This is a genomic window from Pseudomonas sp. CFBP 13727, from assembly GCF_014841915.1.
In the GTDB taxonomy this organism is placed as follows: domain Bacteria; phylum Pseudomonadota; class Gammaproteobacteria; order Pseudomonadales; family Pseudomonadaceae; genus Aquipseudomonas; species Aquipseudomonas baltica.
Window position 1 is genome coordinate 1 of sequence record NZ_JACYUT010000002.1, and the last position, 26015, is coordinate 26015.

A 26015-nucleotide genomic window follows, 5' to 3' on the forward strand; every position below is an offset into this window, starting at 1 on the left:
CCATGTGAGAGTAGGTCATCGTCAAGATTCAATTCCGAAACCCCTATCTGCGCAAGCAGGTAGGGGTTTTGTCTTTTCCGGCGTGGTATTCCACGCCTGGCTGTCGGTAGGCCTCTCCTTAGCGGGGACGATACCCCATGGCATGGGCAATGCCATTCCAGTACTGCTCGGTAAGGGTCATGAAGTCGTAGAAGCCATCTGCCAACGCCGCAAATTCATCGTCGTTGCGGCATTCGAGTGTGGCTGCGTGAATGGCCTGGATCTTGTGTTCCTTTTCAGCATTGCCGATATGGACGTAAAAGTACTCGCAGTGTTCGTGGAACTCGTCGTTTGAAGCGTAGAGGTGCTGGTAGTGCCGCACGCCTTCGTACAAGCGCGTGAGCATGGAGAACGCCAACCACTCCTGTGCCAACAGGGTACCCAGGATGCGCTGGCAGCCTCGTTGATCAGGGTGACGGGTATACAGGGTTTGCTGTTCCTCGATGAATTGACGGGTACTGGGCAGGATCAACTCATCACTCAGCTTGGTCACCGGCTTGTAGGCAACGGCCACTCGGCTGAGTAGATCGGTTAGAAAGTTCTCCAGCAAATGGATGTGTGCTTTCTGCGGCTGGCCGTAGCCGTACTCTGAGTACAAGTTCTTGGCGATTTCGACGCGTGCGCACAGGTTGTCGGAGTGCAGCAGCGACAACGCAATCATCGTCGGGGTTTGCGAAGTTCTTACCAGATAATTCTTGGCAAACAGGGCCAGTTCGTCGAAGGGCAGGGGTGCTGCCATCCAGCGCTCATAGAATGCATTGTTCAGGGCCCCGTGCTGATGCACGGAGGTTGCAAGTTTAGTGATCTCTTCATAATAACCTGACATGCGCAGCTCCTTATTTGTAACCTGGTGCTTCGAAGTTGCCGTTTGGTTTTTGGTATCAGCTTGGCATTGGCAGTAGAATCCACGGGCAAGGGGACTCGCACAACCAACAAAAAATGAATCAGTGATTCACTCGAGGTGTATATGGATATTTCGCAATTGCGCATGCTCACCGCGATCTACAAAGCGGGAAGCATCGTCAAAGCCGCCAAGTCCGTACACTGCGTACCATCGAATGTCACTGCGCGCATGAAGGCTTTGGAAGCCGAAGTTGGATGTTGCCTGTTGAATAGAGGCGACAAGGGCGTGGAACTAAGTGCTGCGGGTAAACACCTGCTTATGCATGCAGAGAAAGTATTGGAGGCTTTTGGCGAGGCACAGTCTTGTTTCAACGACAGTAAAAGATTTGGCGGGACTTTGAAGATAGGGGGTATAGATTCCTTCGTCAGTACGCGGCTTGCGGCCATCGCTGCAGCATTCGAGCGGGACTATCCGCAGGTTATCCTGGAGATCGTTACCGATACCTGGCCAGAACTCGTAGAACACGTTCTGGACGGGAAGCTGGATGTAGCAGTGGTGGCGATGGACACGGCCAACCCGAGACTTATCAGTCGCAGATTACCCGGTGATCGACCGGTGCTGGTTTATCCGCAGACGTGGTTGCAACACGGACCCTTGAATCTGAACAATAGAAAAGTCCTGGCGTGGCCTGAAGGTTGTCCGTTTCACGCTGTTTCGCGGGCTTGGTGCGAAGAGTCATTGCAAGGGGTGGAATGGGTGATATGTGGAAGTTGGGGGGGCATTCTGACGTGCGTTGCGCAAGGCATAGGCATGGCGGTGGTTCCCAGGGGCGTCTACTGCAACCACCGCGCCCTCGAAGGACTGGCTGTCTGTGACGCACTCGAGTTCGACAGCGTGGACAACTTTCTGCTGACCCACAAGCGCACTGATGGGCATCCGGTCAGGGAAGGGTTCGTACAGATGCTGTGCGCATCCGTACATTCGAATTGAATGCACGGACGTCCCGCTGGGCTGCGATCGAGTTATTTACCCAAGGCAGCAGACGTGCCCACAGTCAGCTGGCGAAATCGACCGCTGTGGTTTCCTGCGCCTGGATGCGTACACCGAAGCTTTTGATGCTCGGCAGCGTGGCGGTATGGTGAGCGATGATCTGCGCCGCATCGGCATGCGCCTTGGACTGGGTGGTATGGGCGTCGCTTACCAATGTGATTTCGTAACCCAGGCCTGCGGCACGACGGACCGTCGTGTCCACGCAGAACTCGGTCGCATAGCCGCACACTACCAGGTGAGAAATATCGGCTTGCTGCAATAGCGGCTGAAGATCGGTCCTGAGGAAAGAGTCGGGCGTGGTCTTGTTGACGTAGTGATCGGTGTCGGCTGTCACAAGCCGATGGTCGACTTTCCAGCTGTCACTGCCGCGCACCAGAAACTCGCCATGGGTAAGTTCGTGCTGAACGAAGATCACCGGAACGTTTTCAGCTCTGGCACATGCCGTCAGTGTGTTGATGCGCGCTATCACTTCAGCGGCGAAGGCGGGAGCTGGGTCTGCCTGGAACAGGCCTTGTTGTACATCGATGACGATTAGCGCTTTCACGGATTTCAAGTCCTTTGAATGAGATGAGAAGCATCGAACCCGGCCCGGCCAATGCACTGGGACGGGTACGAGTCAGCCTAAGCGGTTGTACCTGATGGGTCCATATGCAAATCGTTGACTGTGAAAAACTTCATCCATGCGCAACTTGATCCAAACGGTGCTAGGAACGCCGTAGCTCGATTACCACTTTCCCCTTTGCGCGGCCGCTTTGAACATGGGCGAGGGCATCTGCAGTGGCCTCGAAGGGATAGACCTTCTCGACCACGGGCGTGATGACACCGGCTTCAATGAGTGAAGCTATCTCCCCGAGCTGACCTCCGTCCGCACGCATGAACACGAAATCATAGGACATGCCCCGCTGCCTCACCTGGCTGCGAATGCGCGAACTCAACACGCGCAGGACTTGCGTCAAGGTCCAGCCGAGTCCCTGCCTGGTAGCGAATTCCACGGTCGGTGGGCCTGAGATCGAGATCAGTCGGCCGCCACGCTTCAAGACCTCCACTGACTTGCCCAATACGTCTGGTCCCAAGCTATTGAGCACAATGTCGTAATCGTGCAACTGCTCGACGAAGTGCTGAGTCGTGTAGTCGATCACCTGGTCAGCGCCGAGGGCCTTCACCCACTCGAGATTGGCCGTACTGGTGGTAGCGGCGACATAGGCACCCAGGTGTTTGGCGAGCTGTATCGCCACCGTGCCCACACCGCCGGATCCTGCGTGAATCAGAACCTTCTGGCCGTGTGTGACTTTTGCGGTTTCAACCAGTACTTGCCAGGCAGTCAAGGCCACCAAGGGCAGCGAGGCCGCCTCGACCATGGTCAGGTTCGCAGGTTTTTTAGCCACACAGGTTTGATCGATGGCAATGCGTTCGGCGAACGTGCCGATACGCGTTTGATGGACCCGGGCGAACATATCGTCGCCCGGTTTGAAGCGGGTGACGTTCTTACCCACTTCGAGCACCGTGCCTGCCACATCATTGCCCAGTATCAGCGGCAGGGTGTAGGGCAGGATGAGCCTGAACTCGCCGTTGCGAATCTTGACGTCCAGCGCATTGACGCTCGCCGCGTGTACCTGCACCAGGACATCGTCGGCCGCCAAGGTGGGCTCTGGCATGTCAGCTATCCGGCCGATGACACGTTTGCCGTAACGATCAATGAGAAAGGCTTTCATGGGTTACTGCCCGACAGGGGCAGAAGCCAGGTAGCGCTCGGCTGGACTTGCCTGGCGTAGATCCGAAAGCAGAAGGCGACGGGCACCTTCCAACGCTTCCCAACGCTCGGCCACGTGCAGCGGTGGGATGGTCACAAGCTCGCGACGGTCGTAGCCCACCAAGGCGGCGTTTACCAGATCATCCACCTCCATGATTTCCGGCAAGGTTGCAATATCGATCCCGGAGTGCTGCCAGATCTCGGTGCGGGTGGTTGCGGGCAGTACGGCTTGCACGTAGACGCCCTTGGGGCCCAGTTCCGCCTGCAGGCCCTGGGACAGGAACAATACGAAGGCTTTGGTGGCGCCGTAGACGGTCATTTGCATTTCCGGGGCGAGCCCTACGACCGAGCCGACGTTGACGATACTTCCAGCGCCCGCTTGAATCAGGCGCGGAGCGATGGCTGCCGCCAAGCGGGTCACTGCGGTGACGTTCAGCGCCAGCAGGCTGTCGAGAGCAGTGACGCGCTGTTGCAAAAAGCCGCCTGACTGGCCTACGCCGGCATTGTTGATCAAGACGCCGATGCTGGCATCTTCGGTCAAGCGTCGTTCTACTTGCGCAAGGTCTTCAGTGCGGGTGAGGTCAGCCTGGATGACATCGACGTTCACACCGCTTTCTTCGCGTAACTGTGCAGCCAGGACGTCCAGGCGTTCGCGATTGCGCGCTACCAGTACCAGCGCGTGGCCACGACTGGCGAAGCGTCGTGCGTAGGTAGCGCCGATGCCGCTGGAGGCGCCGGTGATCAGTACTGTAGGGAGATTGCTCATGGGGATTCATTCCTGGGAGAGACGCGGGGCAAGGATGGGCAGTGACGGTTTTATGATGATGATCGAAATCTAAACGGTCAAGCGTTTTGATGTTGATCAACATCAATGTATGCTTGTCCCTGGTTCTATTTCACAGGCACCGGCATGAAAGTCTCCAAGGCACAGGCGCAGGCCAACCGTGCGCACATCGTTGAAACCGCCTCCACCTTGTTTCGCGAACGGGGTTACGACGGTGTGAGCGTGGCTGATCTGATGGCAGCCGCTGGCTTTACCCACGGCGGTTTCTACAAGCATTTTCGCTCCAAGGCAGACCTCATGAGCGAGGCGGCGGCGTGTGGTTTCGCGCAGATGGAAGCCAGCACCGGTGAGGCGGAACGTGCAACGCTGATCGAGCGCTACCTGTCGCGCGAGCACCGCGACGCACCCGGTGATGGCTGTACCCTTGCCGCATTGTCGGCCGATGCCGCACGGCAGCCCGAAGAGATCAAAGCGGTATTCGCGCAGGGAATGGAACGGCTGTTGGCCAACGCGACGCCCGTTGACCCCGATGCAGACAAGCTCACCCAGCAGAGCGCGCGGGCCGAACGAATCAACGCACTGGCGCATCTGGTCGGTGCATTGATGCTTTCCAGAGCCTGTCCGGATGACTCCGCGCTGGCTGACGAAATCCTGGAAACCTGCCGGGCACATGCGTTGGCGCAGGTGGAGGGTTGAGGGGACTGTCTTAACTTTGCGTCTGATGTTCCGTATGGGGAACCTGCTGAGAGGCGCCGTGCTACGCGTATGCCCGATGGCAACCCGAATCTACTTACGTGAGTGTTCACCATGACTTACCCAAACCCCACCACACTGTTCGTAGGCTGGGACGTAGGCGGGTGGAATTGCGATCGAAACCCGGCGAGCCGCGATGCCTTGGTCGTGTTGAACGCCGAGCGCCGGCTCGTGGGCAAGCCGTGGCGGGGTAATCTGCGGCGGACGATCAACCAAGCAAGTTCGACCGAGCAATTCGTTGATGGGCTGTTGAGACTGTGTGAAATAGACCCGGCACTTCACCAGGCGCCACGCGTGCTCATGGGTATCGACACTCCGCTCGGCTTCTCCAGGCCTTTCATAGACCTCATTACCCGCGGCATCGCCGTGCCCACCGTTGGCGAATCATCCAGCAATCCCTACCTGCACCGCCGCACCGAGCATTTCCTGTTCGAACGCGGGCTTTATCCGCTGTCGCCGATCAAGGACATGATCGGAAGCCAGGCGACCAAGGGCATGCATGTGCTGGGGCGATTCGCACCCATTCGTGAAGCCTGTGGCGTATGGACGGACGGGCAGATGCTGCGAGCGATCGAAGCCTATCCCTCGGCATGCAAACGCTCGGCGTGTATCGAGGCCTTGCGAGTGCCTTTCCATGTCGAGAAGGCGAGTGTGCCGCGAAGTTTCGTGCCGGGGTTCGAACATGTCGATGCACAGGATGCGCTGACCTGCGCGCTGCTGGCGTGGGCGTTCGAGCACAGGCCGCAGTGGCTGGCTCAACCGATGGCGGATATTGATCCGGTGGAGGGGTGGATATTCGTGCCGGAGGATGGGTTGCGGGCGTAGGCGATACCGAATCAGGGGTACGGGTCCGTCCGATAACACCGGCAGGCATCTTTACCTATCGGGCCAATAGGCTCTTCCAATTTAGCCGCGCTGGTGGCTGCCGTTACCCTCGAGGTTTCTTCATAACATAAGAAGCGTGAGGGATTCACTATGAAAATCAGAACCTTATCAGGGTATGCGGTCACGGCATTGGCCATCGGCATATTCTCATCATCCGCTTTTGCCGACACTTTGACCCGTGACAACGGTGCCGCCGTTGGCGACAATCAGAATTCACAGACAGCCGGACCCAACGGGCCGGCACTGCTTCAAGACGTTCAGCTGTTGCAGAAACTGCAGCGCTTCGACCGCGAACGCATTCCGGAGCGCGTAGTGCATGCCCGCGGTACCGGCGTGCATGGCGAGTTCGTCGCGTCCAGCAACATCAGTGAGTTGACCAAGGCCAAGGTGTTCACGCCAGGAACTCACACACCGGTGTTCGTGCGCTTCTCGTCGGTTGTTCACGGCAACCACTCGCCGGAAACGCTGCGCGACCCACGCGGCTTCGCGACCAAGTTCTATACGGCGGACGGCAACTGGGATCTGGTCGGCAACAACTTCCCGACCTTCTTCATTCGTGACGCGATCAAGTTTCCAGACATGGTGCACGCGTTCAAACCCGATCCGCGCACCAACCTCGACGACGACTCCCGTCGTTTCGATTTCTTCTCCCACGTGCCGGAAGCGACGCGTACCCTCACGCTGCTGTATTCCAATGAAGGCACGCCTGCGGGTTATCGCTTCATGGACGGCAATGGCGTGCACGCCTACAAGTTCGTCAACGACAAGGGCGAAGTGCACTACGTGAAGTTTCACTGGAAAAGCCTGCAAGGTCTGAAGAATCTGGACCCGGATCAGGTTGTGCAAACCCAGGGCAAAGACTACGCGCACATGACCCATGACTTGGTCACCGCAATCAACAAGGGCGATTTCCCCAAGTGGGACTTGTACATCCAGGTGCTCAAGCCTGAAGACTTGGCCAAGTTTGCGTTCGACCCGCTGGACGCGACCAAGATCTGGCCAGATGTGCCGGAGCAGAAGATCGGGCAGATGGTGCTGAACAAGAACGTCGACAACTTCTTCCAGGAAACCGAGCAGGTTGCCATGGCACCGTCCAACGTGGTGCCGGGTATCGAACCGTCGGAAGACCGTCTGCTGCAAGGCCGTGTGTTCTCGTACGCCGATACCCAGATGTACCGCCTGGGCGCCAACGGCATGAGCCTGCCGATCAACCGTCCTCGCGTGACCGTCAACAACGGTAACCAGGATGGCGCCTTGAACAGCGGTCATACTACCGGTGGGGTGAACTACGAGCCGAGCCGTCTTGCGCCGCGCCCCAGTGACGACAGTGCGCGTTATAGCCAAACGGCTTTGAGCGGTACTACCCAACCGGCGAAGATTCAGCGCGAGCAGAATTTCAAACAAGCGGGCGACTTGTACCGCTCCTATTCGCCCAAGGAGCAGCAGGACCTGATCAACAGCTTCGGCGGTTCCCTGGCTGACACTGATACCGAGAGCAAAAACATCATGCTGTCGTATCTGTACAAAGCCGATCCGGCCTATGGCACAGGTGTAACCAAAGTTGCCAACGGCGACTTGGAAAAGGTCAAGCAGTTGGCCGCCAAGCTGCAGGACTGATGCATCCGATCACCGGCCGTGCAACAACGGTCGGTGATCTTCAGGAGCAATACCTAATGCGCTATTTCATTCCCTGGATCTGCTCGGCGATGATGGTCGCAACGGTCGCCTTGGCCGATGACACACCGCCTTCCGATACCCGGCAGCAACTTCGTGAACTGTACTTCGACGCCGCACGTACCGGCAGCACCGACCGCTTGGGCGCGTTCATCGACGCTCATTATGATTTGGACAGCCGCGATGCAAGCGGCTACACCGCATTGATTCTGGCGGCCTATCACGGCCATAAAGATGCCGTGGAACAGTTGCTCGCAGCGGGCGCCAACCCGTGTAGCCAGGATAAGCGCGGGAACACTGCGCTGATGGGGGCGATCTTCAAAGGCGAAGTCAGCATCGCCCATCGGCTACTCGGCGCAGACTGTGCGCCGGATGAGCGTAATAACTCAGGGCAGACGGCGGCGATGTATGCGGCGCTGTTTCAGCGCAAGGATATTCTCGAGGCGCTGGCGGCGAAGGGCGCGGATCTGGATGCGCGGGATGATAGAGGGAATGATGCGCGATCGTTGGGGGAGGGGCGGTTTAGTTCGGCGCCAATACGCTGAGCTGTAGCGCTGGTTCAAGCCGAGCCACATACGCTGCAATCCATCGTCCGTAGAGGGATGCCAACTGGGTGCGGGGCAATCATCGTAAATCTTGACACAAACTTATTGGTCAAACAGTTGCGACCCTACTGATCTGTCAGTAAGTTCAACCTCCCCACACCAAGGACGGTGTGAATCAAACCGCAAGACTGCCTTGGGCAATTCACGCCTACTCGATGGCGAAGCCTGCGCTCCATACTTTGACGTTCAGGGAGAACCGATCAATGCCAAAAATCCCAAGCCCGCTGCGGTCCATCATTACCAATCGCTCCAAGCTCGCCAGCCTGTTGGTGATCCTTCTGCCCGTATTGCTCGTAACCCTCGACAACACAATTCTCAACTTCGCTCTTCCTAAAATTGCGGTCGCCCTTGGTCCCTCGGCCGCCGAACAGCTATGGGCAATCGATGCCTACTCATTAGTCTTGGCTGGCCTTTTGATCACCATGGGCAGCGTGGGCGATCGCGTGGGCTATCGCCGTCTACTGTGTGTGGGGTGCTCGGGTTTCGCTATCATCTCGGTTGCCATAGTGTTCTCTCAGCAGGCTTGGCACTTGATTGCAGGTCGCGCAGTTTTGGGGCTGTTCGGCGCAATGATCCTGCCTGCCACGCTCGCCCTGATCCGGACTGCCTTCGATGACCGAGAAGAAAGGCGTCTTGCCGTCGCGGCGTGGGCGACCTGCCTGACATTGGGGGCGGCCGCAGGACCGCTGCTCGGTGGCGTGCTGCTTCAGTTCTTCAGTTGGCAGTCGGTGTTCCTGGTGGCAGTGCCATTCCTGCTGCCGGTCCTGCTGCTTTCACCCATGATTGAAGAGTCTCCACGGCAGGCCGGGTTGTCGATCGACTATCCAAGCATCCTGCTGAGCCTGGGTGCTATGACAGGAGTGATGCTGTCTCTCAAGCACCTAGCCACGGTGGGTCTGGATACCTACGCAATTGTGGGCATGCTGACAGGCCTTTTGATGGGCATCGCTTTTGTCCGACGCCAACTGGCGCTGGAGGATCCGTTGCTCGACCTGAGTCTGTTCGATTCGAACGCCTTCAGCGTGTCGATCACAGTCAATCTCGTCAGCCTGGGCGCGCTGATCGGGTTCCTCTTTTTCGCTACTCAGCTGTTGCAACTGGTTCTGGGTCTGTCACCCATTGCTGCAAGCTTGATACTGGTGCCCGGTCAAGTGTGTGCCGTGGCCGCGGGCCTCGCTATTGTGCCGATTGCGCAAAGGGTGGCGCCAAGTGTCGTGATACCCGCCTGTTTATGCGTGGCGGCTGGGGCGTTTGCAGTCATGGCCTTGTTCACTGCGACCGCACTGATTGTGGCAGTGGCTTTCGTGTTGCTGAATGCTGCAGTTGCGGCCATTACTAGCGTTTCCAACGACCTTGTGTTGAGCGCCGTGCCGGCTGAGAAGGCAGGCAGTGCATCGTCTGTGAGTGAGACGGCGTATGAGGTCGGGGTGGTGTTGGGGACGACAGTGGTGGGAGGCGCCGTGGCAGCATGGTATCGCTTAAGTCTGGTGTTGCCCGAGGGGGTTGGGGATGAGGCGGACGCTCTTACGGCGACGCTGGGAGGTGCTCATTCACTTGCGCAGGATTTGCCTGCTGAAGTAGGGAAGGAGCTGGCTCAAGCGGCTAATGCTGCTTTCAGTGAAGGGGTCACAGTGGCCAGTGGTTTGGTCGCTGGATTGATCGTGGTGTTTGCCTTGTATGCATGTCGGGGTTTGCGACGGGGATGACTGGCCTGGATCAGCTTCTGGTTTCGATTTCGAATTGGTTTATGGTGACCACTCGAAAGGCTTCATCCACGTTCACCATGTCTTACCCATTGTCCCTCTATGAACTGAAAAGCATGTTACGTGGACGATGGGTCGAAAACCCCTAGATTCTAGGCACAAAAAAAGGCCGCCCAAAGGCGGCCTCTTCCTAGTAGTGCTAAGCAGAACCAACCATCAATCCCAGCTCAAAGCCCCACCCGTCTGATACTCAATGACCCGCGTCTCGAAGAAGTTTTTCTCCTTCTTCAAGTCCATGATCTCGCTCATCCAAGGGAATGGATTAGTAGTCCCTGGATACTCTTCCTTCAACCCAATCTGCGACAACCGACGGTTGGCGATGAACTTCAGATAGTCCTCCATCATCGCCGCGTTCATGCCCAGCACGCCGCGGGGCATGGTGTCGCGGGCGTATTCGATTTCCAGCTGGGTGCCTTGCAGAATCATCTGCGAAGCTTCTTCCTTGAGTTCGGCGTCCCACAGGTGTGGGTTCTCGATCTTGATCTGGTTGATCACGTCGATGCCGAAGTTCAGGTGCATGGATTCGTCGCGCAGGATGTATTGGAACTGCTCGGCGACGCCGGTCATCTTGTTGCGGCGGCCCATGGAGAGGATCTGGGTGAAGCCGCAGTAGAAGAAGATGCCTTCGAGTACGCAGTAGTAGCCGATGAGGTTGCGCAGCAGTTCTTTGTCGGTTTCGACGGTGCCGGTGTTGAATTCCGGGTCGGAGATGGCGCGGGTGTACTTGAGGCCCCAGGCGGCTTTTTTAGCGACCGATGGGATCTCGTGGTACATGTTGAAGATTTCGCCTTCGTCCATGCCCAGGGATTCGATGCAGTACTGGTAGGCGTGGGTGTGGATCGCTTCTTCGAAGGCCTGGCGCAGGATGTACTGGCGGCACTCCGGGTTGGTGATAAGGCGGTACACGGCCAGGGCCAGGTTGTTGGCGACCAGGGAGTCGGCGGTGCTGAAGAAGCCCAGGTTGCGCATGACGATGCGGCGTTCGTCGTCGGTCAGGCCTTCCGGGTTTTTCCAGAGGGCGATGTCGGCGTTCATGTTGACTTCTTGCGGCATCCAGTGGTTTGCGCAACCGTCCAGGTACTTCTGCCAGGCCCAGTCGTACTTGAAGGGTACGAGTTGGTTGAGGTCGGCGCGGCAGTTGATCATGCGCTTCTCGTCGACGGCGACGCGGGCGGCGGAGCCTTCGAGCTCGGCCAGGCCTTCGGCGATGTCGAGTTTGTTCAGCGCGGCTTTGGCGCGGGCTACGGCAGCGGAGTCGCTGGCGCTGGCGGCGCGGGCCTCTTGGGCGGCGGCGCCGCCGGCGCTGTCGAGCTTGTCCATCGCAGCTTCGCTGGCGTGGCCGGCGTTGGCGCCTTTGGCGGGTTCGGCTGCGTCTTCTTTGTCGAATTCGTCCCAGCTCAGCATGGGGGAGGCTCCTGCTCGAGGCCGCTGTGAGCGGCTGATGAATTTAGAAATCTGATTGCCGAGGTTGCGTGGCGCAAGCTGGCTTGGTGTGCGTGTTGCGTCGCCGGGTCCAGGCTTTTTCAGCGTGGTGCCCTGGCGTGGGCTATCAACGATCCGGTTGGAGCGCGCTGAGACGCTGACTTCGCGGGCAAGCTTCGGTCGAGGTGCTCGTGCCGGCTTCGATGTCGCGATGGGTCATGTCTCAGGTCCTTGAAGTGGGCGGCGATTATAGGGTTTTTTGCCTGCTCGTGTTCACGCCAGGACACAAAAAAACCGCCGAAACGGGTATTTCTTACAACCTTGATGCCAGTCGTCCGGTCAGGACCTGAAAGCCCTGGTTTGCATCAAAAATCGCCTATGTGGTGGTTTTGGTAAGAAGTGGACACAGGATATAGGCTTGAGTTCGGGTTGCAAACCCGATGAGCTGGTTAGAAATCAGCCAGATTTTCGCTCTGCTGGGCGCAAAACCTTGCCCTGCTTGGCTTGCAGCGAATGCAACCGTTTCAAGGTTTTTTTATGGTTCTGTGAAGGAGTCGATGAGCGGCAAGAAGGCAAGTGCGACGGCGTTTATTTCACCGTCGATTCGCTCATTCCTGACTTACGGCTTATTTTCTGGCTGTAATCACCGCCCGCATCGGCGCCGGCAGGCCCTCGACGGTCTTGCTGTGGTCGTCGGGGTCGAGGAAGTCGCTCAGTGACTGGAACTTCATCCATTCGGTGCCGCGTTGTTCGGCCACGGTGGTGATGCTCACGTCCACGCATTTCACGTCGGTGAAGCCGGCGCGGCGCACCCACTTTTCCAGGGCTGGGACGGAAGGCAGGAACCAGACGTTGCGCATCTGCGCGTAGCGGTCTTCGGGGACCAGCACCTGGTGCTCGTCGCCAGGCACTACCAGTGTTTCGAGGACCAGTTCGCCGCCTTTGACCAGGCAGTCCCTGAGCGCCAGCAGGTGCTCGATGGGGGAGCGGCGGTGGTAGAACACGCCCATGGAGAACACGGTATCGAAGCCTTCCAGCCCGGCGGGCAGGTCTTCCAGGGCGAAGGGCAGGTGCCAGGCGGGGAGGTCTGGCAGATAGCGTTGCACGGCCTGGAACTGGCAGAAGAACAGCCAGTTGGGGTCGACGCCGATGACGCTGTCGGCACCGGCGCCGAGCATGCGCCACTGGTAGTAGCCGTTGCCGCAGCCGACGTCGAGCACGCGTTTGCCGCGCAGGTCGAGGTGGGGGGCGACGCGGTCCCATTTCCAGTCCGAGCGCCATTCGGTGTCGACGTGGACGCCGAACAGGTCGAAGGGGCCTTTGCGCCACGGGGACAGGCCCATTAGAGCGGCGCGCATCTGGTCGTAGGTAGCGGGGTTGTCTTCGCAGTCCAGGCGCAGGCCGTTGACCAAGTCTATGTTGCAGGCGGTTACCGGGGGCAGGGCGTCGAGGGCGCTCTGCCAGCGCTGGAGGTCGCCGTGGCCTTTTTCCATCTTGGTGTCGAGCTGGGCTTGCAGGCCGTTGGCCCAGTTGGCCAGCGGGGTATTGGCAAGGCGGCGGACGAGCGGGGACAGGTCAATCATGGCAGGGCGATCATCGAGGCGAAGTTGAGGCATTGGAACCAGGGCACGACCTTGCTGAAGCCGGCGGCGAGCAGGCGGTCGCGGTTTTCTTCGAGGCTGTCGGGCTTCATGACGTTTTCAATGGCGCTGCGTTTCTGCGCGATTTCCAGGTCGCTGTAGCCGTTGGCGCGTTTGAAGGCGATGTGCAGGTCGGTGAGCAGGTCATGTTGTTGGTCGTCTTCGAAGCGCAATTTTTCCGAAAGGATCAATGCGCCGCCGGGGACCAGGGCCTGATGGATGCGGGCCAGCAGTTCCAGGCGCTGGGCCGGGGGGATGAACTGCAGGGTGAAGTTGAGCGCGATGACCGACGCGGGCTTGAAGTCCAGGGCCAGGATGTCGCCCTCGATGACGTCGACCGGGAGCAGTTCCTGAAACATGGAGTTCTGCGCGTTGAGGTATTCGCGGCAGCGCTCGACCATCGCCTGGGAGCTGTCGATGGCGATCACCTGGCAGCCTTCGGCGCGCACGTGGCGGCGCAAGGCTTGGGTGACGGCGCCCAGAGAGCTGCCCAGGTCGTAGAGTGTGGTGTTGGGCTGGGCGAATTGCGCCGCGAGCACGCCGATGTTTTCGACGATAGTGGGGTAGCCGGGGACCGAGCGTTTGATCATGTCCGGGAACACGCGCACCACGTCTTCGTTGAAGGCGAAGTCGGGGACCTGGCTCAGGGGCTGGGCGAATAGGCGGTCGGGCTCTTTGCTCACGGGGCGATCCAGGCGGGTTGCGGGAAATCGGGGCGGCATTTTAGCGGATGTAGGGCGGGGGTGCATTTTTTGTGGGATGTGCGGTGTGGTAGTTGAACCGCGGTGCCCGTTTCGCGGCCGATGACCGCTCCTACGGGGGGGGACGATTCCTGTAGGAGCGGTCTGTGGCCGCGAAGGGCCCCCGCGGTGTAGCAGTTGAGCCGCGGTGCCCGTTTCGCGGCCGATGACCGCTCCTACGGGGGGATGACGATTGCTGTAGGAGCGGTCTGTGGCCGCGAAGGGCCCCCGCGGTGTAGCAGTTGGACTGCGGTGCCCATTTCGCGGCCGATGACCGCTCCTACGGATTATTTTACGGTGATGTCGCAGCTGAAGGTTTGGGCTGGGGGGATTTCCGGGGCCCAGGGTTGCTGCAGCACGAGCATCAGGTGACCCTTGCCTGGGGTGCGCGCCTGGAAACGCCAGGTGGATTGCCCGGCAGCCCCGACCACCCCGGCTTCTTCTGGATGGCTGTAGACCTCTGGCCCGAGGCTGCGCAAAACGCTCGCGCCCGGATTCTGCACCAGCCAGCGGTAGCCGGTACTGGGGTTGGTCGGCAATTGCAGGGTGACGGTCTGGTCGACGTTGAGGAAAACCGGGCATTGGCTCTGACTTTCCAGCACGACGCTGTGAAGCGGTTGCTGGGCGCAGGCTGTAAGCGCGGCAAGGCTGGCGGGAAGGATCAGGCGGACGACGGACATGGTGGCTCCGAACGGACGAGGATCTGGAAAGCATAACCCAGTTCGTCGAATGTGCAGGAGTGAGGGGTATGAGCCGCGTTTAGGGAGATTGTGGTGAGTCTGGTGGGGCGGTGGTGGGGCCGGACGCGGCTCGCGCCGCTGCTACAGGGGATCGTGTTGTTTCGGGGCGTTGCAGCCACCGCCCGAGCCACGTCAGGGCGCAAGGGGTGTGGCGGATGGGGCCGTCGTAGCAGCGGCGCGAGCCGCGTCGGCGCGCAACGGTGTGGCGGATGGGGCCGTCGTAGCAGCGGCGCCAGCCGCGTCAGGGCGCAACGGTGTGGCGGATGAGGCCGTTGTAGCAGCGGCGCGAGCCGCGTCAGGGCGCAAGGGGTGTGGCGGATAGGGCCGTTGTAGCAGCGGCGCGAGCCGCGTCGGCGGTACATGAGGTATGTCCGACCGGACGCAATGCCCCCTGACGCGGCTTGCGCCGCCGCTGCAGGGGGTGGATGGGTCAGAAGAGGATCTTGGCGACGTCGGCGAAGCGTTTGGCGAAATGCACGGTGATGCCCTGCTTGAGGTAATCCGGCAGCTCTTCGAAATTGCCACGGTTTGGCTCGGGCAGGATCAACTCCATGATCTTCTGCCGCCGTGCGGCAATGACTTTTTCGCGCACGCCACCGATCGGCAGCACGTGCCCGGTCAAGGTCAGCTCGCCGGTCATGGCCACGCCCTTCTTCGGCGCCTGGTCGCGGGCCAGGGACAGCAACGCGCTGGCCATGGTCACCCCGGCGCTCGGGCCGTCCTTGGGCGTGGCGCCTTCGGGTACGTGCAAGTGCACGAAGGCCTCGTCGAAGAACTTGGAATCGGCGCCGAACTGCGCAAGATTGGAGCTGACGTAGCTGTAGGCAATTTCCGCCGACTCCTTCATCACCTCGCCCAATTGCCCGGTCAGCTTGAAGCCACGGTTCAGCGTATGGATACGTGTCGCCTCGATCGGCAAGGTGGCGCCGCCCATGCTGGTCCAGGCCAGGCCGGTGATCACGCCCTTGCCCGACAGCACCTGCTCGCTGCGGAACACCGGCATGCCCAGGGAAGCTTCGAGGTCCTTGGGCACAAGTTTGATCGGTACATCAGGCTTGTCGATCAACTGCACCACGGACTTGCGTACCAGTTTGCCCAGCTGTTTTTCCAACTGGCGCACGCCGGCCTCGCGGGCATAGCCTTCGATCACCGTGCGCAGCGCACTGTCGCTGATGGTCAGGCGATTCTTGTCGACACCGGCCTTGGCCAGTTGCTTGGGCCACAGATGGCGCTTGGCGATGGCCATTTTCTCTTCGGTGATGTACCCGGACAGGCGGATCACTTCCATGCGGTCGAGCAGCGGGCCGGGGATGGAATCCAGGGTGTTGGCGGTGCACACGAACAGCACCTTGGACAGGTCCAGACGCAGATCCAGGTAGTGGTCGAGGAAGTCGACGTTCTGTTCCGGGTCCAGAGTTTCCAGCAGCGCCGACGCCGGGTCGCCCTGGAAGCTCTGGCCCATCTTGTCGATCTCGTCGAGCATGATCACCGGGTTCATCACCTCGACGTCCTTGAGCGCCTGCACCAGCTTGCCCGGCTGGGCACCGATGTAGGTGCGGCGATGGCCCTTGATCTCGGCTTCGTCACGCATGCCGCCGACGCTGAAGCGATAGAACGGACGACCCAGGGATTCGGCGATGGACTTGCCGACGCTGGTCTTGCCCACGCCCGGCGGGCCCACCAGCAGCACGATGGAGCCACTGATCTCGCCTTTGTAGGCGCCCACCGCGAGAAATTCGATGATGCGTGTCTTGATGTCGTCGAGGCCGGCGTGGTGCTGGTCGAGCACCTTGCGCGCATGCTTCAGATCGAGCTTGTCCTTGCCGTACACACCCCACGGCAGGGCCGTGGCCCAGTCCAGATAGTTGCGCGTGACAGCGTATTCCGGCGAGCCGGTTTCCAGGATCGACAGCTTTTGCATTTCCTCGTCGATGCGCTTCTGCGCGGCGGGCGGCAAGGTCTTTTCCTGCAGACGCTGCTGGAACTGCTCGACGTCGGCGCTGCGATCGTCCTTGGTCAGGCCCAGCTCCTGCTGGATGACCTTGAGCTGTTCCTTGAGGAAGAACTCACGCTGGTGCTCGCCGATCTTCTTGTTCACTTCGGCGGAAATTTCTTTCTGCAGCCGTGCGACTTCGACTTCCTTGCGCAGCATCGGCAGGACTTTTTCCATGCGCCGCAGCATCGGCACGCAATCGAGCACGCCCTGCAGCTCGTTGCCCGTGGCCGAGGTGAGCGCGGCGGCGAAGTCGGTCAGTGGGGACGGGTCGTTGGGGCTGAAACGGTTGAGGTAATTCTTCAGCTCTTCGCTGTACAGCGGATTGAGCGGCAGCAGCTCCTTGATGGCGTTGATCAGCGCCATGCCGTAGGCCTTCACCTCGTCGGTGGGCTCGATGGGCTGCTGCGGGTATTCGACTTCTACCAGATACGGCGGGCGATGGTGCTTGAGCCAGGTGCGGATACGCACGCGCGACAGCCCCTGCGCGACGAATTGCAGCTTGCCGTTTTCGCGGCTGGCGTGGTGGATCTTCACCAGCGTGCCGTACAGCGGCAGGCTGGAAGTGTCGAAATGACGGTGATCGTCGGGCGGGGTGTCCATGAAGAACAGCGCCAGCGAGTGGTGCTCGGTGTTGGAGACCAGGTCCAGGGTTTCCGCCCAGGGCTCTTCGTTGACGATGACCGGCAGCACCTGCGCGGGGAAGAACGGGCGGTTGTGGATCGGGATGACGTAGACCTTGTCCGGCAGGTTCTGCCCAGGCAGGGCCAGCTCGGTGCTGGAGTGGGTCGAGTGCTCGATGTGCTCGTTGTCCAGATCTTCGGACGGATTCTCGTTGGATTCCTGCTGGTCGCTCATGGGGCACCTGCGTCAATGACTATGCTGCTTAGATGGGGCAGGGTGCGACTGGTTTCAATGGTTGCACTGAAGCTTTGCGGCCGGCTGCCGATAAGGTTGTAACCGGGCTTGTGGCCCAAGTGGGCCGCGGCAGGCGACACTTTCATCCGTCAGGTAAATTTTCATGATCAGGTTTGGCGCCTTGCTCGGCAGTCTCGTCCTCAGTACGTGGGTCAGCGCGGCCTCCTTCGAGGCACGTATCACCCAGGCCGACGGCAAGCCTCTGGCCGACGCAGTGTTCAGCCTGTCCGGGGGGCCGGCGGCCGCCGGATCCAGGCAGGCCACGGCGATCATGGACCAGCGCGCGCAGAAGTACCTGCCGCACGTGCTGGCCGTGGCCACCGGTACCTCGGTTTCATTTCCCAACAGCGACAATATCCGCCATCAGGTGTATTCCTTTTCGCCCGCCAAGCGCTTCGAGCTGCGGCTCTATGAGGGCACGCCGAGCAAGCCGGAGCTGTTCGACAAGCCTGGTGTGGTAGTCCTGGGTTGCAATATTCACGACTGGATGCTTGGCTATATCTATGTCACCGATGATCCCTGGTTCGCCGTCAGCGACGAGCAGGGGCGCGTGCGTTTCGATCAATTACCCGCAGGCCGCTACCACGTGAGCCTGTGGCATCCGCGCAGCGTGGATGCGCAAGTACAGCCAGGAGGCGAGATCGACATGACGGCTACGGCCATGACGCAGAACTACACCCTGAAGGTCGAGGCAACGGCAGACGACGCGGCGCAGGAGCCGGCGACCGGCGCGTTCAGCGATGCATTCAAAAAGGCTGCCGGTGAAGCTGCGCAATAGTTTCCAGGCGCGCATCGCCTGCGTACTCATTCTGCTGCTGTCGGTGGTAGTGGGGGCGTTGACCGTGGCCGTGAAGGTGGCCACCAACGATGCCGTGCGCGCCCAGGCTCGCGAGCAGTTGCAAGTGGGCACGCGAGTGTTCGAGCGTCTGCTGGATGTGCGCGGTCGGCGCCTGCGCGACGGCGTGCAGTTGCTGGCTGCCGACTTCGGTTTCCGCGATGCGGTGTCCAGCGGCGACTCGCCGACCATCCGTTCGGCGCTGCAGAACCAGGGCGCGCGCATCGGCGCCACCGACATGTTCGTGTTGGGCATGGACGGTCGTGTCCTGGCCAGTACCGTGGACCAGGTCCCCACCGGCAGCGTGTTTCCCTATGACACGGCGCTGCGCGAAGCCCGCCGAACCAGCCAGTCGATGCTGTTCGTGCCGCTGCAGGGGCTGCCGCACTTGCTGGTGGAAGCGCCAGTGCTGGCACCGCTGCCGATCGCGCGGGTGGTGATGGGTTTCAGCATGGATGTGACCCTTGCCCAGGAATTGCACTCGCTGACCAACTTGCAGGTGTCCTTCCTGACTACCGAGGCCGGCAAGGTCGGCACGCTGGTGAGCACCCAGCCGACCGAATTGTCCGCCAGCATCAGTCAATGGATGCAGGTCAATGAATCGGCGGCGCAGCACATTTCCCTTTCCGAACACAATGATCGTACCTACCTCAGCCAGCCCTTGCTGCTGGCCAGCAGCAGTGGCCCGGAGGGCGGAAAGGTCATGGCACTGCTGCAAAGCCCGCTGGATGAAGCGATGCGCGCGTTCGTCGCCCTGGATCGCAATATCTTCGGCATTGCCTTCGCCGCATTGCTGGCCTCCCTGGTGGGTGCCTTGCTGCTGGCGCGCAGTGTCTCGCTGCCGGTGCAGAGCCTGGCGCGGGCCGCTGGGCGCATCGGCCATGGCGACTACCAGACCGACGTGCCGCTGGGCCGCACCGACGAACTGGGCGTGCTGGCCAAGGCCATCAATCGCATGCAGGCCGGGATCGCCGAGCGCGAGCTGCAGCTGGCTCACAATGCCTTGCACGACGCGCTGACTGGCTTGCCCAACCGCACGCTGGCGATGGAGCGCCTGGGCAGCGCCATTGCCGCCGACCGACCGATCGCACTGCTGTACATCGGTATCGATAACCTGCGCGAACTCAGTGAAAGCGGTGGACCGACCTTCGTCGACAAACTGCTCCAGCAAGTCGCGCAGACGCTGCTGGAGCTGGTGCGACCCGGCGACACGGTCGCGCACCTGATCACCGACGAGTTTCTCCTGCTGCTGGAAAACCTCGACAGCGACAGCGCGGTGGCGGTGGCCGACAAACTGCAACAGGTGCTGCTGCAACCCCACCGTTTCGGTGGCCACGACGTTGCCATCGACTGCCGGATCGGCATCGCGGCCTTTCCCTCCGATGGCCTGAGCGCCGAGGAGTTGCTGGCGCGTTCGGCAATCGCGATGAAAGACGCCGCCGACATGCCGGGTCGCCTGCAGGTGTATCAGCACGGTCGCGACCTTGCGCACCAGCGTCAGGTGCGGCTGATCCGCGACCTGCGTCGGGCCGCCGCGAACAACGAGTTGTCCCTGCACTACCAGCCCAAGCTGGACCTGCGCGACAAGCAGGTACGCCAGGCCGAAGCCTTGCTGCGTTGGCAGCATCCACAATTGGGCAATGTCTCGCCCGGTGAATTCATCGAGCTGGCCGAGCGCACCGGCAGTATCCAGACGCTGACCCGGTGGGTCATCGAGGAAGGCATTCGACAGTTGAGCGAATGGAACACGCGCGGCCTGGTCGTGCAGTTGTCGCTGAACATCTCGGCGGATGACCTGCTGGGGTCCGACCTGCCTGAGCGGGTCGTGCGCCTGCTCGGCCTGCACCAGGTACCGGCCGAGCAGTTGATTTTCGAGATCACCGAAAGCGCGATCATGCGCGAGCCCGAGAAGGCGCTGAAGGTGCTCAACAGCCTGCGCGACTGCGGTATCAGCTTGTCTGTCGACGACTTCGGCACCGGCTATTCGTCGCTGGCCCACCTCAAGCGCCTGCCGGTGCAGGAGCTCAAGATCGACCAGTCGTTCGTGCGCAACCTCGACGAAACCAGCGAGGATGCGGTGATCGTGCGGTCCACCATCGAAATGAGCCACAACCTGGGCCTCAAAGTGGTGGCCGAGGGTGTCGAATACGAACACAGCCTGCGCTTGCTCGAACGCTGGAACTGCGACACCGCCCAGGGCTATCTGATCAGCCGGCCGCTGACCGCTGTCGCCTTCGAAGCCTGGATGCAGCAGTCCTCGCCCATTTAAATTGCCGTGGTTCACTGATGTCATGATGCGAAAAGCCGTGTTGTTGTGCTCGCTGGCCTTGTGCTGGCAACCGTCGCTCTACGCCAACGAGGGCCGTTTGTTGGCCACCGGCGGTGCCAGCAGTATCGACGGCGCCGCCGGTGGGGGGATCACGCCCTGGGCCGTGCTTTCCGGCTATGGCGAGCAGGGCGAGTGGGGCGCCACGGCATTTGCCACCCGCGTGGACCTGCCGGACTACCGGCTCGACGTGGCAGGCATGGCCGCCAGCTACGACAATCGCATCGAATTCTCCTACGCCCGACAACGCTTCGACCTGGGGTCGCTGGTGCACAAGCTGGGACTGCCCGAAGACAGCCTCAGCCAGGACGTTTTCGGGGTGAAGGTGCGCCTGTTCGGTGACCTGATCTACGACCAACTGCCGCAGGTGGCGCTGGGCCTGGCTTACAAGCGGCAGAAGGATTTCCTCATTCCCAGCCTGGTCGGCGCCAAGCGTGACGAAGATGTCGAGGGTTACCTGACGGCCAGTCGCCTGTTCATGGGCGCAGCGTTTGGCTACAACCTGCTGGTCAATGGCGGAGTGCGCTACAGCCGCGCCAACGAACTGGGCCTGTTGGGCTTCGGCGGTGATTGCCGCGACAGCCGCAGCCTGCTCAAGGAGGGTTCGCTGGCCGTGCTGTTCAACCCGCGCTGGGCGTTGGGCGTGGAGTACCGAGAGAAGCCGGACAACCTGTCGTTCGCCGGCGAAAGCGACTGGGCGGATGTGTTCCTGGGGTATTTCCCCAACAAGCATCTGGCGATCGTGCTGGCCTACGCGAAACTGGGCGAAATCGCCACGCTGGACAACCAGAACGGCACCTACCTGTCCGTGCAAGGGAGTTTTTGACATGCGCATGTGTGTGCTGGGCATGGCCCTGCTGTTGGGTGCCTGCACGGGTCACCAGCAGCCGGCCAAGGACGACAGCCTGTACCAGGCGCTGGGTGGCAAACCGGGGATCAGCCGGATCGTGGAGGGGATGTTGCTGAACGTGGCTCGGGATGAGCGGATTGTGGCGCACTTTCGCAACGTCAACATCGAGTTGCTGCGTGTGCAGTTGATCGACAAGTTCTGTGTCGAGGCGGGCGGGCCGTGCGAGTACACCGGGGATGACATGGTGGAAGCGCACAAGGGCCAGCAGATCAGCCGCAGCGAGTTCAACGCGCTGGTGGAGGATCTGATCAAGGCCATGGAAGCGCAGGGAGTTCCGGTGCCGGCGCAGAATCGGTTGTTGGCCCGGTTGGCGGCGCAGCGGGGAGAGGTGATCGAGAAGTAGGGGGGTGAATGGTCGTCGCTGACACACTCAAAAAAACGGCTCCCGAGGGAGCCGTTTTTCATTACATCGACATCACTTGTTTTCAGGCAGTGCAAACGCCATCACGTAGTCACCCTGCTTGGTACCCAGCGAGCCATGCCCGCCAGCGACCACCAGTACATACTGACGGCCATCCTTGCCAGTGTAGGTCATCGGCGTGGTCTGTGCGCCTGCAGGCAGGCGACCTTCCCACAGCTGCTTGCCGTTGCGGATATCGTAGGCACGCAGGTACTGGTCAAGCGTACCGCTGAGGAACGACACGCCGCTGGCCGTGGTGAAAGCGCCACCCAGGCTCGGCACGCCCATGCTCAACGGGATTGGCACAGGCGAGCTGTCGCGCACGGTACCGTTCTTGTGTTTCCAGATGGTCTGGTGAGTGGTCAAGTCGACCGCAGCCACGTAGCCCCAGGCAGGCGCCTGGCAAGGCAGGCCCATCGGTGACAGCAGCGCCTCCAGGATTACCCCGTACGGCGCGCCCTTGTTGGGCTGCACACCCTCGGTTTCGCTCTTGCGACCAGGGCCGCCGGCCACTTCTGCAGCAGGTACCAGCTTGGAGCGGAAAGCCATGTAGCTTGGGTTGACGAACGCCACCTGACGCACCGGGTCGACCGACAGGCCACCCCAGTCGAACACGCCGAAGTTGCCTGGGTACACCAAGGTGCCCTGCAGCGAAGGTGGCGTGAACGGACCTTCATAGCGCAGCGACTTGAAGTCGATCCGGCACAGCATCTGGTCGAATGGCGTCACACCCCACATGTCGCGCTCTTGCATGACCGGTGGCATGAAGTTGAGGTCGGATTTTGGTTGAGTGGGCGAGGTGTGGTCGCCTTCCACCGCGCCCTGGGGCACCGGCACTTCGTGGATCGGCACGATCGGCTCGCCGGTCAAGCGGTTCAGCACGTAGATGCTGCCCTGCTTGGTCGAGGCCAGCACGGCCGGCTTCACGCCATCGGCGGTCTTGAGGTCCATCAGGGTAGGCTGGCCGCCTACGTCCATGTCCCACAGGTCGTGATGGGTGAACTGGTAGGTCCACTTCACATGGCCGGTGTCGATGTCCAGCGCGGTCAGGCCAGCGCTGTACTTCTCCGACTCGGGAGTGCGGTTGCCGCCCCACTGGTCGGGCATCTGGTTGCCCATGGGCAGGTACAGCATGCCGTTCTTTTCATCGACGCTGAACATGGACCACATGTTCGGCGAGTTGCGGGTATAGGTCTGGCCCGCAGCGATCGGCGTGGTGTCGTCGGGGTTGCCGCTGTCCCAGTTCCATACCAGGTGACCGTCGTGCACGTCATAGGCGCGGATCACGCCCGAAGGCTCGTCCACCGAAACGTTGTCGGTCACGTGGCCGCCGATCACGACCAGGTTCTTGGTCACGGCCGGTGGCGAAGTGGAGTAGTAACCACCCGCAGCGAACTCGCCGATGTTGGCGCGCAGGTCGATCTGGCCCTTGTCGCCGAAGTCTTCGCACATCTTGCCAGTGTCGGCATTCAGAGCGATCAGACGGGTGTCGGCAGTCGGCACGAAGATGCGCTTCGGGCAGGCAGTCGGCGCAGCCGCAGGTGCGGTGGCGTCGGTGGCCGGGCTGGCGGCGGCGTAGGCAGCGTCATCGTGATACGACACGCCACGGCAGGTCATGTGGGCCCAGCCCTTGAAGTTCGGCGCGTTCTGCGTGCTGATCTTCGGGTCGAAACGCCAGATTTCCTTGCCGGTGTCCGGGTCCAGGGCGATGACCTGGCTGTGTGGCGTGCATACGTAGAGCATGCCGTTGACCTTGAGCGGGGTGTTCTCCGCAGTAGTCTCGCCCGGATCGTTCGGGCCAGGGATGTCGCCGGTGCGGTAGGTCCAGGCCGGGGTCAGCTTGCTGACGTTTTCCGGGGTGATCTGCGCCAGTGGCGAGTAGCGATCGCCGTGGGCACTGCGACCGTAGGAGTTCCAGTCACCGTCGGGCATCGCCGGTGCGGTGTTGGGCATGTTGGCGGTTTCGCGGTCCAGCTCGCCTTTGATTTCACCAGGGTTGGTGAACTGGCTGGCCAGTGCGCAGAGGCCCGCCAGAACCACGGCGATGCTCAGCGCAGCCGTGGCCTTGGGTGCAGGCTGGCGCAGCAGTGGCTTGCGGAACCAGGGCAGCAGCAGGACCACGCCCAAGGCAAACCAGAGGGCCAGGCGCGGCACCAGTTGCCACCAGTCCAGACCCACTTCGTACAACGACCAGACGGTGCTGGCGAACAATACCGCTGCATACAGGCCGATGGCCGAGCGACGACCCTGCAGCAGCAGCACGCCGGTGAAGCCTACGCCGATACCGGCGATCAAGTAGTACAGCGAGCCACCCAGGGTGGCCAGTTTGATACCGCCGGCCAGCAAGGCCAGACCCATCAGCAGCATCACGATACCCAGAAGTTTGGGCAGCAGGCGCGACCGACGCAAAGCACCGTCAGTGCTCATAGTGAGTTTTCTCCGTCATGTTCAAATGGTTCAGCAGAGTTCAAGTTTTTCTGAGCTCGTGTGTGTAAGGGTATTTCAGCGCCGTTTAGTTTCAGAACGATGCTTGAATCTTCAAGCCGCCAATCAATGCGTCGTCGATGTGGCTGACGCCGCCCGGGTGGCGGATGTACTGCAGGTTCGGTCGCAGCACCAGCCAGTTGGCCATGTGAACCCCGTAATAGAGCTCGGCGCTGTACTCGGTGTCCTGGATCGGCAGGTACGCGGCATCGTTGTAATCGCTGAGCGCGAGGGTACGGTTGTGCCACTCGGCATTCTTGCGATACGCCGGGTTGACGTGGACCCTGGCCACGGCGAAACCGATGTCGTCGCGCGCCCGCGCATCGAACAGACCCTTGTAGACGACGCCGGCCTGGACGTAGTTGTCGATGGCGTTGGTTTTCTTGTCATGCAGGGTGGCGTTGGCGAACACGCTCAGGCCCCGCGAGTTGTCGCTGGCGACACGGGTCAGCTGTTGCTGGGCACCCAGCCAGAAACCGTGGCGGCTGGAAGCACTGCGGTAATCCTGGCCGGTGATGGCAGCAGGCTGACCGCTGCGATCCTTGTAGACGTCGTCGGCGTCTGCGGTGCTGTAGTAGTAGCCGGCACGGTACTCGCCCGGCAGCCCGCCGAACGTCGGCTTCCAGATCAGCTCGACCGGCAGCATGGCGCCTTCGGTACCGCTGCCGCTGAGCTTGAAGCCGTTGTCGTTCTCCAGGTTCGAGGGGTTCTGCTCGAAAATGCCGACCTGGGCATACAACTGCGGCGTGATGTTGTATTTGATGCGCAATGCCCACTGGCTCACCGGCCAGTTGTACCAGACGCTGCCGACCCAGTTGCCCACCTGTGAGCCACAGAACGCCAGGTTCTGGAAGTCGCACGGGAAGCTGTTGAATTCTTCGCCTTCACCGAAGCGACCGGCCTTGATGTCCAGGCGCTGGTCGAAGAACTTCTGCTGGTACCACAGCTGGGTGATCCGCGTGATGTTGCCGCGACCCCAGACTTCCTGCGCCGATGTAAAACCGCCGACACGCGGATCGTTGATCCGGTCGTTGCTGATGTTGTCGCCGTTACGGTCGGTCAGGGTGAGCTGGAACTCGGCGTCGTGCCAACCGAGGATCTTCTCCAGGTCCATGTGCACACCCAATGCAAACTGGTCGCTGTAGCGCGTGGCATGGTCGTGGTTGTAACCGCCGTGCAGGTTGCTGCCGACTTCGCCGGTGTAGTCGAGCTTGAAGTCGTAACCCTTGGCGGAAAGATCACCGCGGGTGCCGTTCCAGTCGCCGAACATGAACGGAGACTGCGAATCGAAAGCGGGCAGGGCAACAGCGCTCTGGCTGGTGCCCAGGGCACTCAACGCGAGCAGGGCAGTGAACGGCAAAAACGCCATGGGGCGTGAGGGGGCAGTAAGAGGCATTGGCAGAGAGTTCTTCTGGTGGGTCCGAAGCTGTTCGAGAAGCGCTTCGTTATTTTTCAAAAGT

Annotated in this window: 21 protein-coding genes; 10 read left to right on the plus strand and 11 right to left on the minus strand. The window is 60.9% G+C overall.

What is annotated here, in order from left to right; translation table 11 throughout:
- Positions 1–118: 118 nt before the first annotated feature.
- Positions 119–865, minus strand: a complete 747-nt coding sequence (locus IFT76_RS07460; RefSeq protein ID WP_192057798.1) for an iron-containing redox enzyme family protein — start codon at positions 863–865, stop codon at positions 119–121.
- A 141-nt stretch (positions 866–1006) separates the two neighbouring features.
- Here IFT76_RS07460 and IFT76_RS07465 point away from each other — a divergent pair, with 141 nt between their 5' ends.
- Positions 1007–1873: a LysR family transcriptional regulator gene (locus IFT76_RS07465; protein WP_192057799.1), complete on the plus strand. Its 867-nt coding sequence runs from the start codon at positions 1007–1009 to the stop codon at positions 1871–1873.
- 64 nt (positions 1874–1937) lie between these two features.
- On the opposite strand, the gene IFT76_RS07470 is transcribed toward IFT76_RS07465, so the two are convergent.
- The 3 genes from IFT76_RS07470 to IFT76_RS07480 form a co-directional block, all read right to left on the minus strand.
- Entirely contained in the window at positions 1938–2477 is a 540-nt protein-coding gene (locus IFT76_RS07470) for a cysteine hydrolase family protein (protein ID WP_342365570.1), read from the minus strand.
- Between the two features lie 160 nt (positions 2478–2637).
- A complete protein-coding gene (locus IFT76_RS07475) occupies positions 2638–3645 on the minus strand; it encodes an NADP-dependent oxidoreductase (RefSeq protein WP_192057801.1) in 1008 nt (335 codons plus the stop codon).
- A gap of 3 nt (positions 3646–3648) precedes the next feature.
- Positions 3649–4449, minus strand: coding sequence for an SDR family NAD(P)-dependent oxidoreductase (locus IFT76_RS07480; protein ID WP_192057802.1), 801 nt, complete (start codon positions 4447–4449; stop codon positions 3649–3651).
- A gap of 144 nt (positions 4450–4593) precedes the next feature.
- Between IFT76_RS07480 and IFT76_RS07485 the strand changes: the two genes are divergently transcribed.
- The 5 genes from IFT76_RS07485 (at position 4594) to IFT76_RS07505 (ending at position 10090) form a co-directional block, all read left to right on the plus strand.
- Positions 4594–5163: a TetR family transcriptional regulator gene (locus IFT76_RS07485; protein ID WP_192057803.1), complete on the plus strand. Its 570-nt coding sequence runs from the start codon at positions 4594–4596 to the stop codon at positions 5161–5163.
- Between the two features lie 111 nt (positions 5164–5274).
- Positions 5275–6045, plus strand: a complete 771-nt coding sequence (locus IFT76_RS07490) for a hypothetical protein (RefSeq protein WP_192057804.1) — start codon at positions 5275–5277, stop codon at positions 6043–6045.
- 150 nt (positions 6046–6195) lie between these two features.
- Positions 6196–7722, plus strand: coding sequence for a catalase KatB (gene katB / locus IFT76_RS07495; RefSeq protein WP_192057805.1), 1527 nt, complete (start codon positions 6196–6198; stop codon positions 7720–7722).
- A 56-nt stretch (positions 7723–7778) separates the two neighbouring features.
- The gene (locus IFT76_RS07500) at positions 7779–8324 is read left to right on the plus strand and encodes an ankyrin repeat domain-containing protein (protein ID WP_192058275.1); all 546 of its coding nucleotides are present in this window, start codon (positions 7779–7781) and stop codon (positions 8322–8324) included.
- A gap of 170 nt (positions 8325–8494) precedes the next feature.
- Complete coding sequence (locus IFT76_RS07505; protein ID WP_342365571.1) at positions 8495–10090, plus strand: MFS transporter; 1596 nt, start codon at positions 8495–8497, stop codon at positions 10088–10090.
- 213 nt (positions 10091–10303) lie between these two features.
- Here IFT76_RS07505 and IFT76_RS07510 read toward each other — a convergent pair whose 3' ends face one another.
- The 5 genes from IFT76_RS07510 to lon all read right to left on the minus strand — a co-directional run bounded on the left by IFT76_RS07510 (position 10304) and on the right by lon (position 17540).
- The gene (locus IFT76_RS07510; RefSeq protein ID WP_122476712.1) at positions 10304–11551 is read right to left on the minus strand and encodes a ribonucleotide-diphosphate reductase subunit beta; all 1248 of its coding nucleotides are present in this window, start codon (positions 11549–11551) and stop codon (positions 10304–10306) included.
- Between the two features lie 644 nt (positions 11552–12195).
- Positions 12196–13152, minus strand: a complete 957-nt coding sequence (gene cmoB, locus IFT76_RS07515; RefSeq protein WP_192057806.1) for a tRNA 5-methoxyuridine(34)/uridine 5-oxyacetic acid(34) synthase CmoB — start codon at positions 13150–13152, stop codon at positions 12196–12198.
- Complete coding sequence (cmoA, locus tag IFT76_RS07520; RefSeq protein WP_192057807.1) at positions 13149–13931, minus strand: carboxy-S-adenosyl-L-methionine synthase CmoA; 783 nt, start codon at positions 13929–13931, stop codon at positions 13149–13151. The genes cmoB and cmoA overlap by 4 nt, the downstream gene beginning before the upstream one ends.
- A 305-nt stretch (positions 13932–14236) precedes the next feature.
- On the minus strand, positions 14237–14629 hold the full coding sequence (locus IFT76_RS07525) for a protease inhibitor I42 family protein (RefSeq protein WP_185794224.1): 393 nt from the start codon (positions 14627–14629) through the stop codon (positions 14237–14239).
- A gap of 490 nt (positions 14630–15119) precedes the next feature.
- Entirely contained in the window at positions 15120–17540 is a 2421-nt protein-coding gene (gene lon / locus IFT76_RS07530; RefSeq protein ID WP_192057808.1) for an endopeptidase La, read from the minus strand.
- 163 nt (positions 17541–17703) lie between these two features.
- Between lon and IFT76_RS07535 the strand changes: the two genes are divergently transcribed.
- The 4 genes from IFT76_RS07535 to IFT76_RS07550 are packed head-to-tail and all read left to right on the plus strand — an operon-like array spanning position 17704 to position 22014.
- Complete coding sequence (locus tag IFT76_RS07535; protein ID WP_192052725.1) at positions 17704–18378, plus strand: methylamine utilization protein; 675 nt, start codon at positions 17704–17706, stop codon at positions 18376–18378.
- A complete protein-coding gene (locus IFT76_RS07540; protein WP_192057809.1) occupies positions 18362–20704 on the plus strand; it encodes an EAL domain-containing protein in 2343 nt (780 codons plus the stop codon). The genes IFT76_RS07535 and IFT76_RS07540 overlap by 17 nt, the downstream gene beginning before the upstream one ends.
- A 25-nt stretch (positions 20705–20729) precedes the next feature.
- Positions 20730–21587 (plus strand): DUF3034 family protein, encoded by an 858-nt coding sequence (locus IFT76_RS07545; RefSeq protein ID WP_192058279.1) that lies wholly within the window; start codon positions 20730–20732, stop codon positions 21585–21587.
- A 1-nt stretch (position 21588) separates the two neighbouring features.
- Positions 21589–22014, plus strand: coding sequence for a group I truncated hemoglobin (locus IFT76_RS07550; RefSeq protein WP_192052729.1), 426 nt, complete (start codon positions 21589–21591; stop codon positions 22012–22014).
- A 72-nt stretch (positions 22015–22086) separates the two neighbouring features.
- Here the strand turns inward: IFT76_RS07550 and IFT76_RS07555 are convergent, their stop codons facing one another.
- Positions 22087–24498, minus strand: a complete 2412-nt coding sequence (locus IFT76_RS07555) for a glucose/quinate/shikimate family membrane-bound PQQ-dependent dehydrogenase (RefSeq protein WP_185794228.1) — start codon at positions 24496–24498, stop codon at positions 22087–22089.
- 91 nt (positions 24499–24589) lie between these two features.
- Positions 24590–25951: a carbohydrate porin gene (locus IFT76_RS07560; RefSeq protein WP_192057810.1), complete on the minus strand. Its 1362-nt coding sequence runs from the start codon at positions 25949–25951 to the stop codon at positions 24590–24592.
- Between the last annotated feature and the right edge of the window lie 64 nt (positions 25952–26015).

Excerpts from the sequence above, each read along its gene's own strand:
- IFT76_RS07550 (WP_192052729.1), top strand. The coding sequence starts at position 21,589 with ATGCGCATGTGTGTGCTGGGCATGGCCCTGCTGTTGGGTGCCTGCACG.
- IFT76_RS07460 (WP_192057798.1), bottom strand. The coding sequence starts at position 865 with ATGTCAGGTTATTATGAAGAGATCACTAAACTTGCAACCTCCGTGCAT.
- IFT76_RS07510 (WP_122476712.1), bottom strand. The coding sequence starts at position 11,551 with ATGCTGAGCTGGGACGAATTCGACAAAGAAGACGCAGCCGAACCCGCC.
- cmoB (WP_192057806.1), bottom strand. The coding sequence starts at position 13,152 with ATGATTGACCTGTCCCCGCTCGTCCGCCGCCTTGCCAATACCCCGCTG.
- IFT76_RS07490 (WP_192057804.1), top strand. The coding sequence starts at position 5,275 with ATGACTTACCCAAACCCCACCACACTGTTCGTAGGCTGGGACGTAGGC.
- IFT76_RS07465 (WP_192057799.1), top strand. The coding sequence starts at position 1,007 with ATGGATATTTCGCAATTGCGCATGCTCACCGCGATCTACAAAGCGGGA.
- IFT76_RS07545 (WP_192058279.1), top strand. The coding sequence starts at position 20,730 with ATGCGAAAAGCCGTGTTGTTGTGCTCGCTGGCCTTGTGCTGGCAACCG.
- IFT76_RS07525 (WP_185794224.1), bottom strand. The coding sequence starts at position 14,629 with ATGTCCGTCGTCCGCCTGATCCTTCCCGCCAGCCTTGCCGCGCTTACA.
- katB (WP_192057805.1), top strand. The coding sequence starts at position 6,196 with ATGAAAATCAGAACCTTATCAGGGTATGCGGTCACGGCATTGGCCATC.
- cmoA (WP_192057807.1), bottom strand. The coding sequence starts at position 13,931 with ATGCCGCCCCGATTTCCCGCAACCCGCCTGGATCGCCCCGTGAGCAAA.
- IFT76_RS07480 (WP_192057802.1), bottom strand. The coding sequence starts at position 4,449 with ATGAGCAATCTCCCTACAGTACTGATCACCGGCGCCTCCAGCGGCATC.
- lon (WP_192057808.1), bottom strand. The coding sequence starts at position 17,540 with ATGAGCGACCAGCAGGAATCCAACGAGAATCCGTCCGAAGATCTGGAC.
- IFT76_RS07560 (WP_192057810.1), bottom strand. The coding sequence starts at position 25,951 with ATGCCTCTTACTGCCCCCTCACGCCCCATGGCGTTTTTGCCGTTCACT.
- IFT76_RS07475 (WP_192057801.1), bottom strand. The coding sequence starts at position 3,645 with ATGAAAGCCTTTCTCATTGATCGTTACGGCAAACGTGTCATCGGCCGG.
- IFT76_RS07535 (WP_192052725.1), top strand. The coding sequence starts at position 17,704 with ATGATCAGGTTTGGCGCCTTGCTCGGCAGTCTCGTCCTCAGTACGTGG.
- IFT76_RS07555 (WP_185794228.1), bottom strand. The coding sequence starts at position 24,498 with ATGAGCACTGACGGTGCTTTGCGTCGGTCGCGCCTGCTGCCCAAACTT.
- IFT76_RS07500 (WP_192058275.1), top strand. The coding sequence starts at position 7,779 with ATGCGCTATTTCATTCCCTGGATCTGCTCGGCGATGATGGTCGCAACG.
- IFT76_RS07485 (WP_192057803.1), top strand. The coding sequence starts at position 4,594 with ATGAAAGTCTCCAAGGCACAGGCGCAGGCCAACCGTGCGCACATCGTT.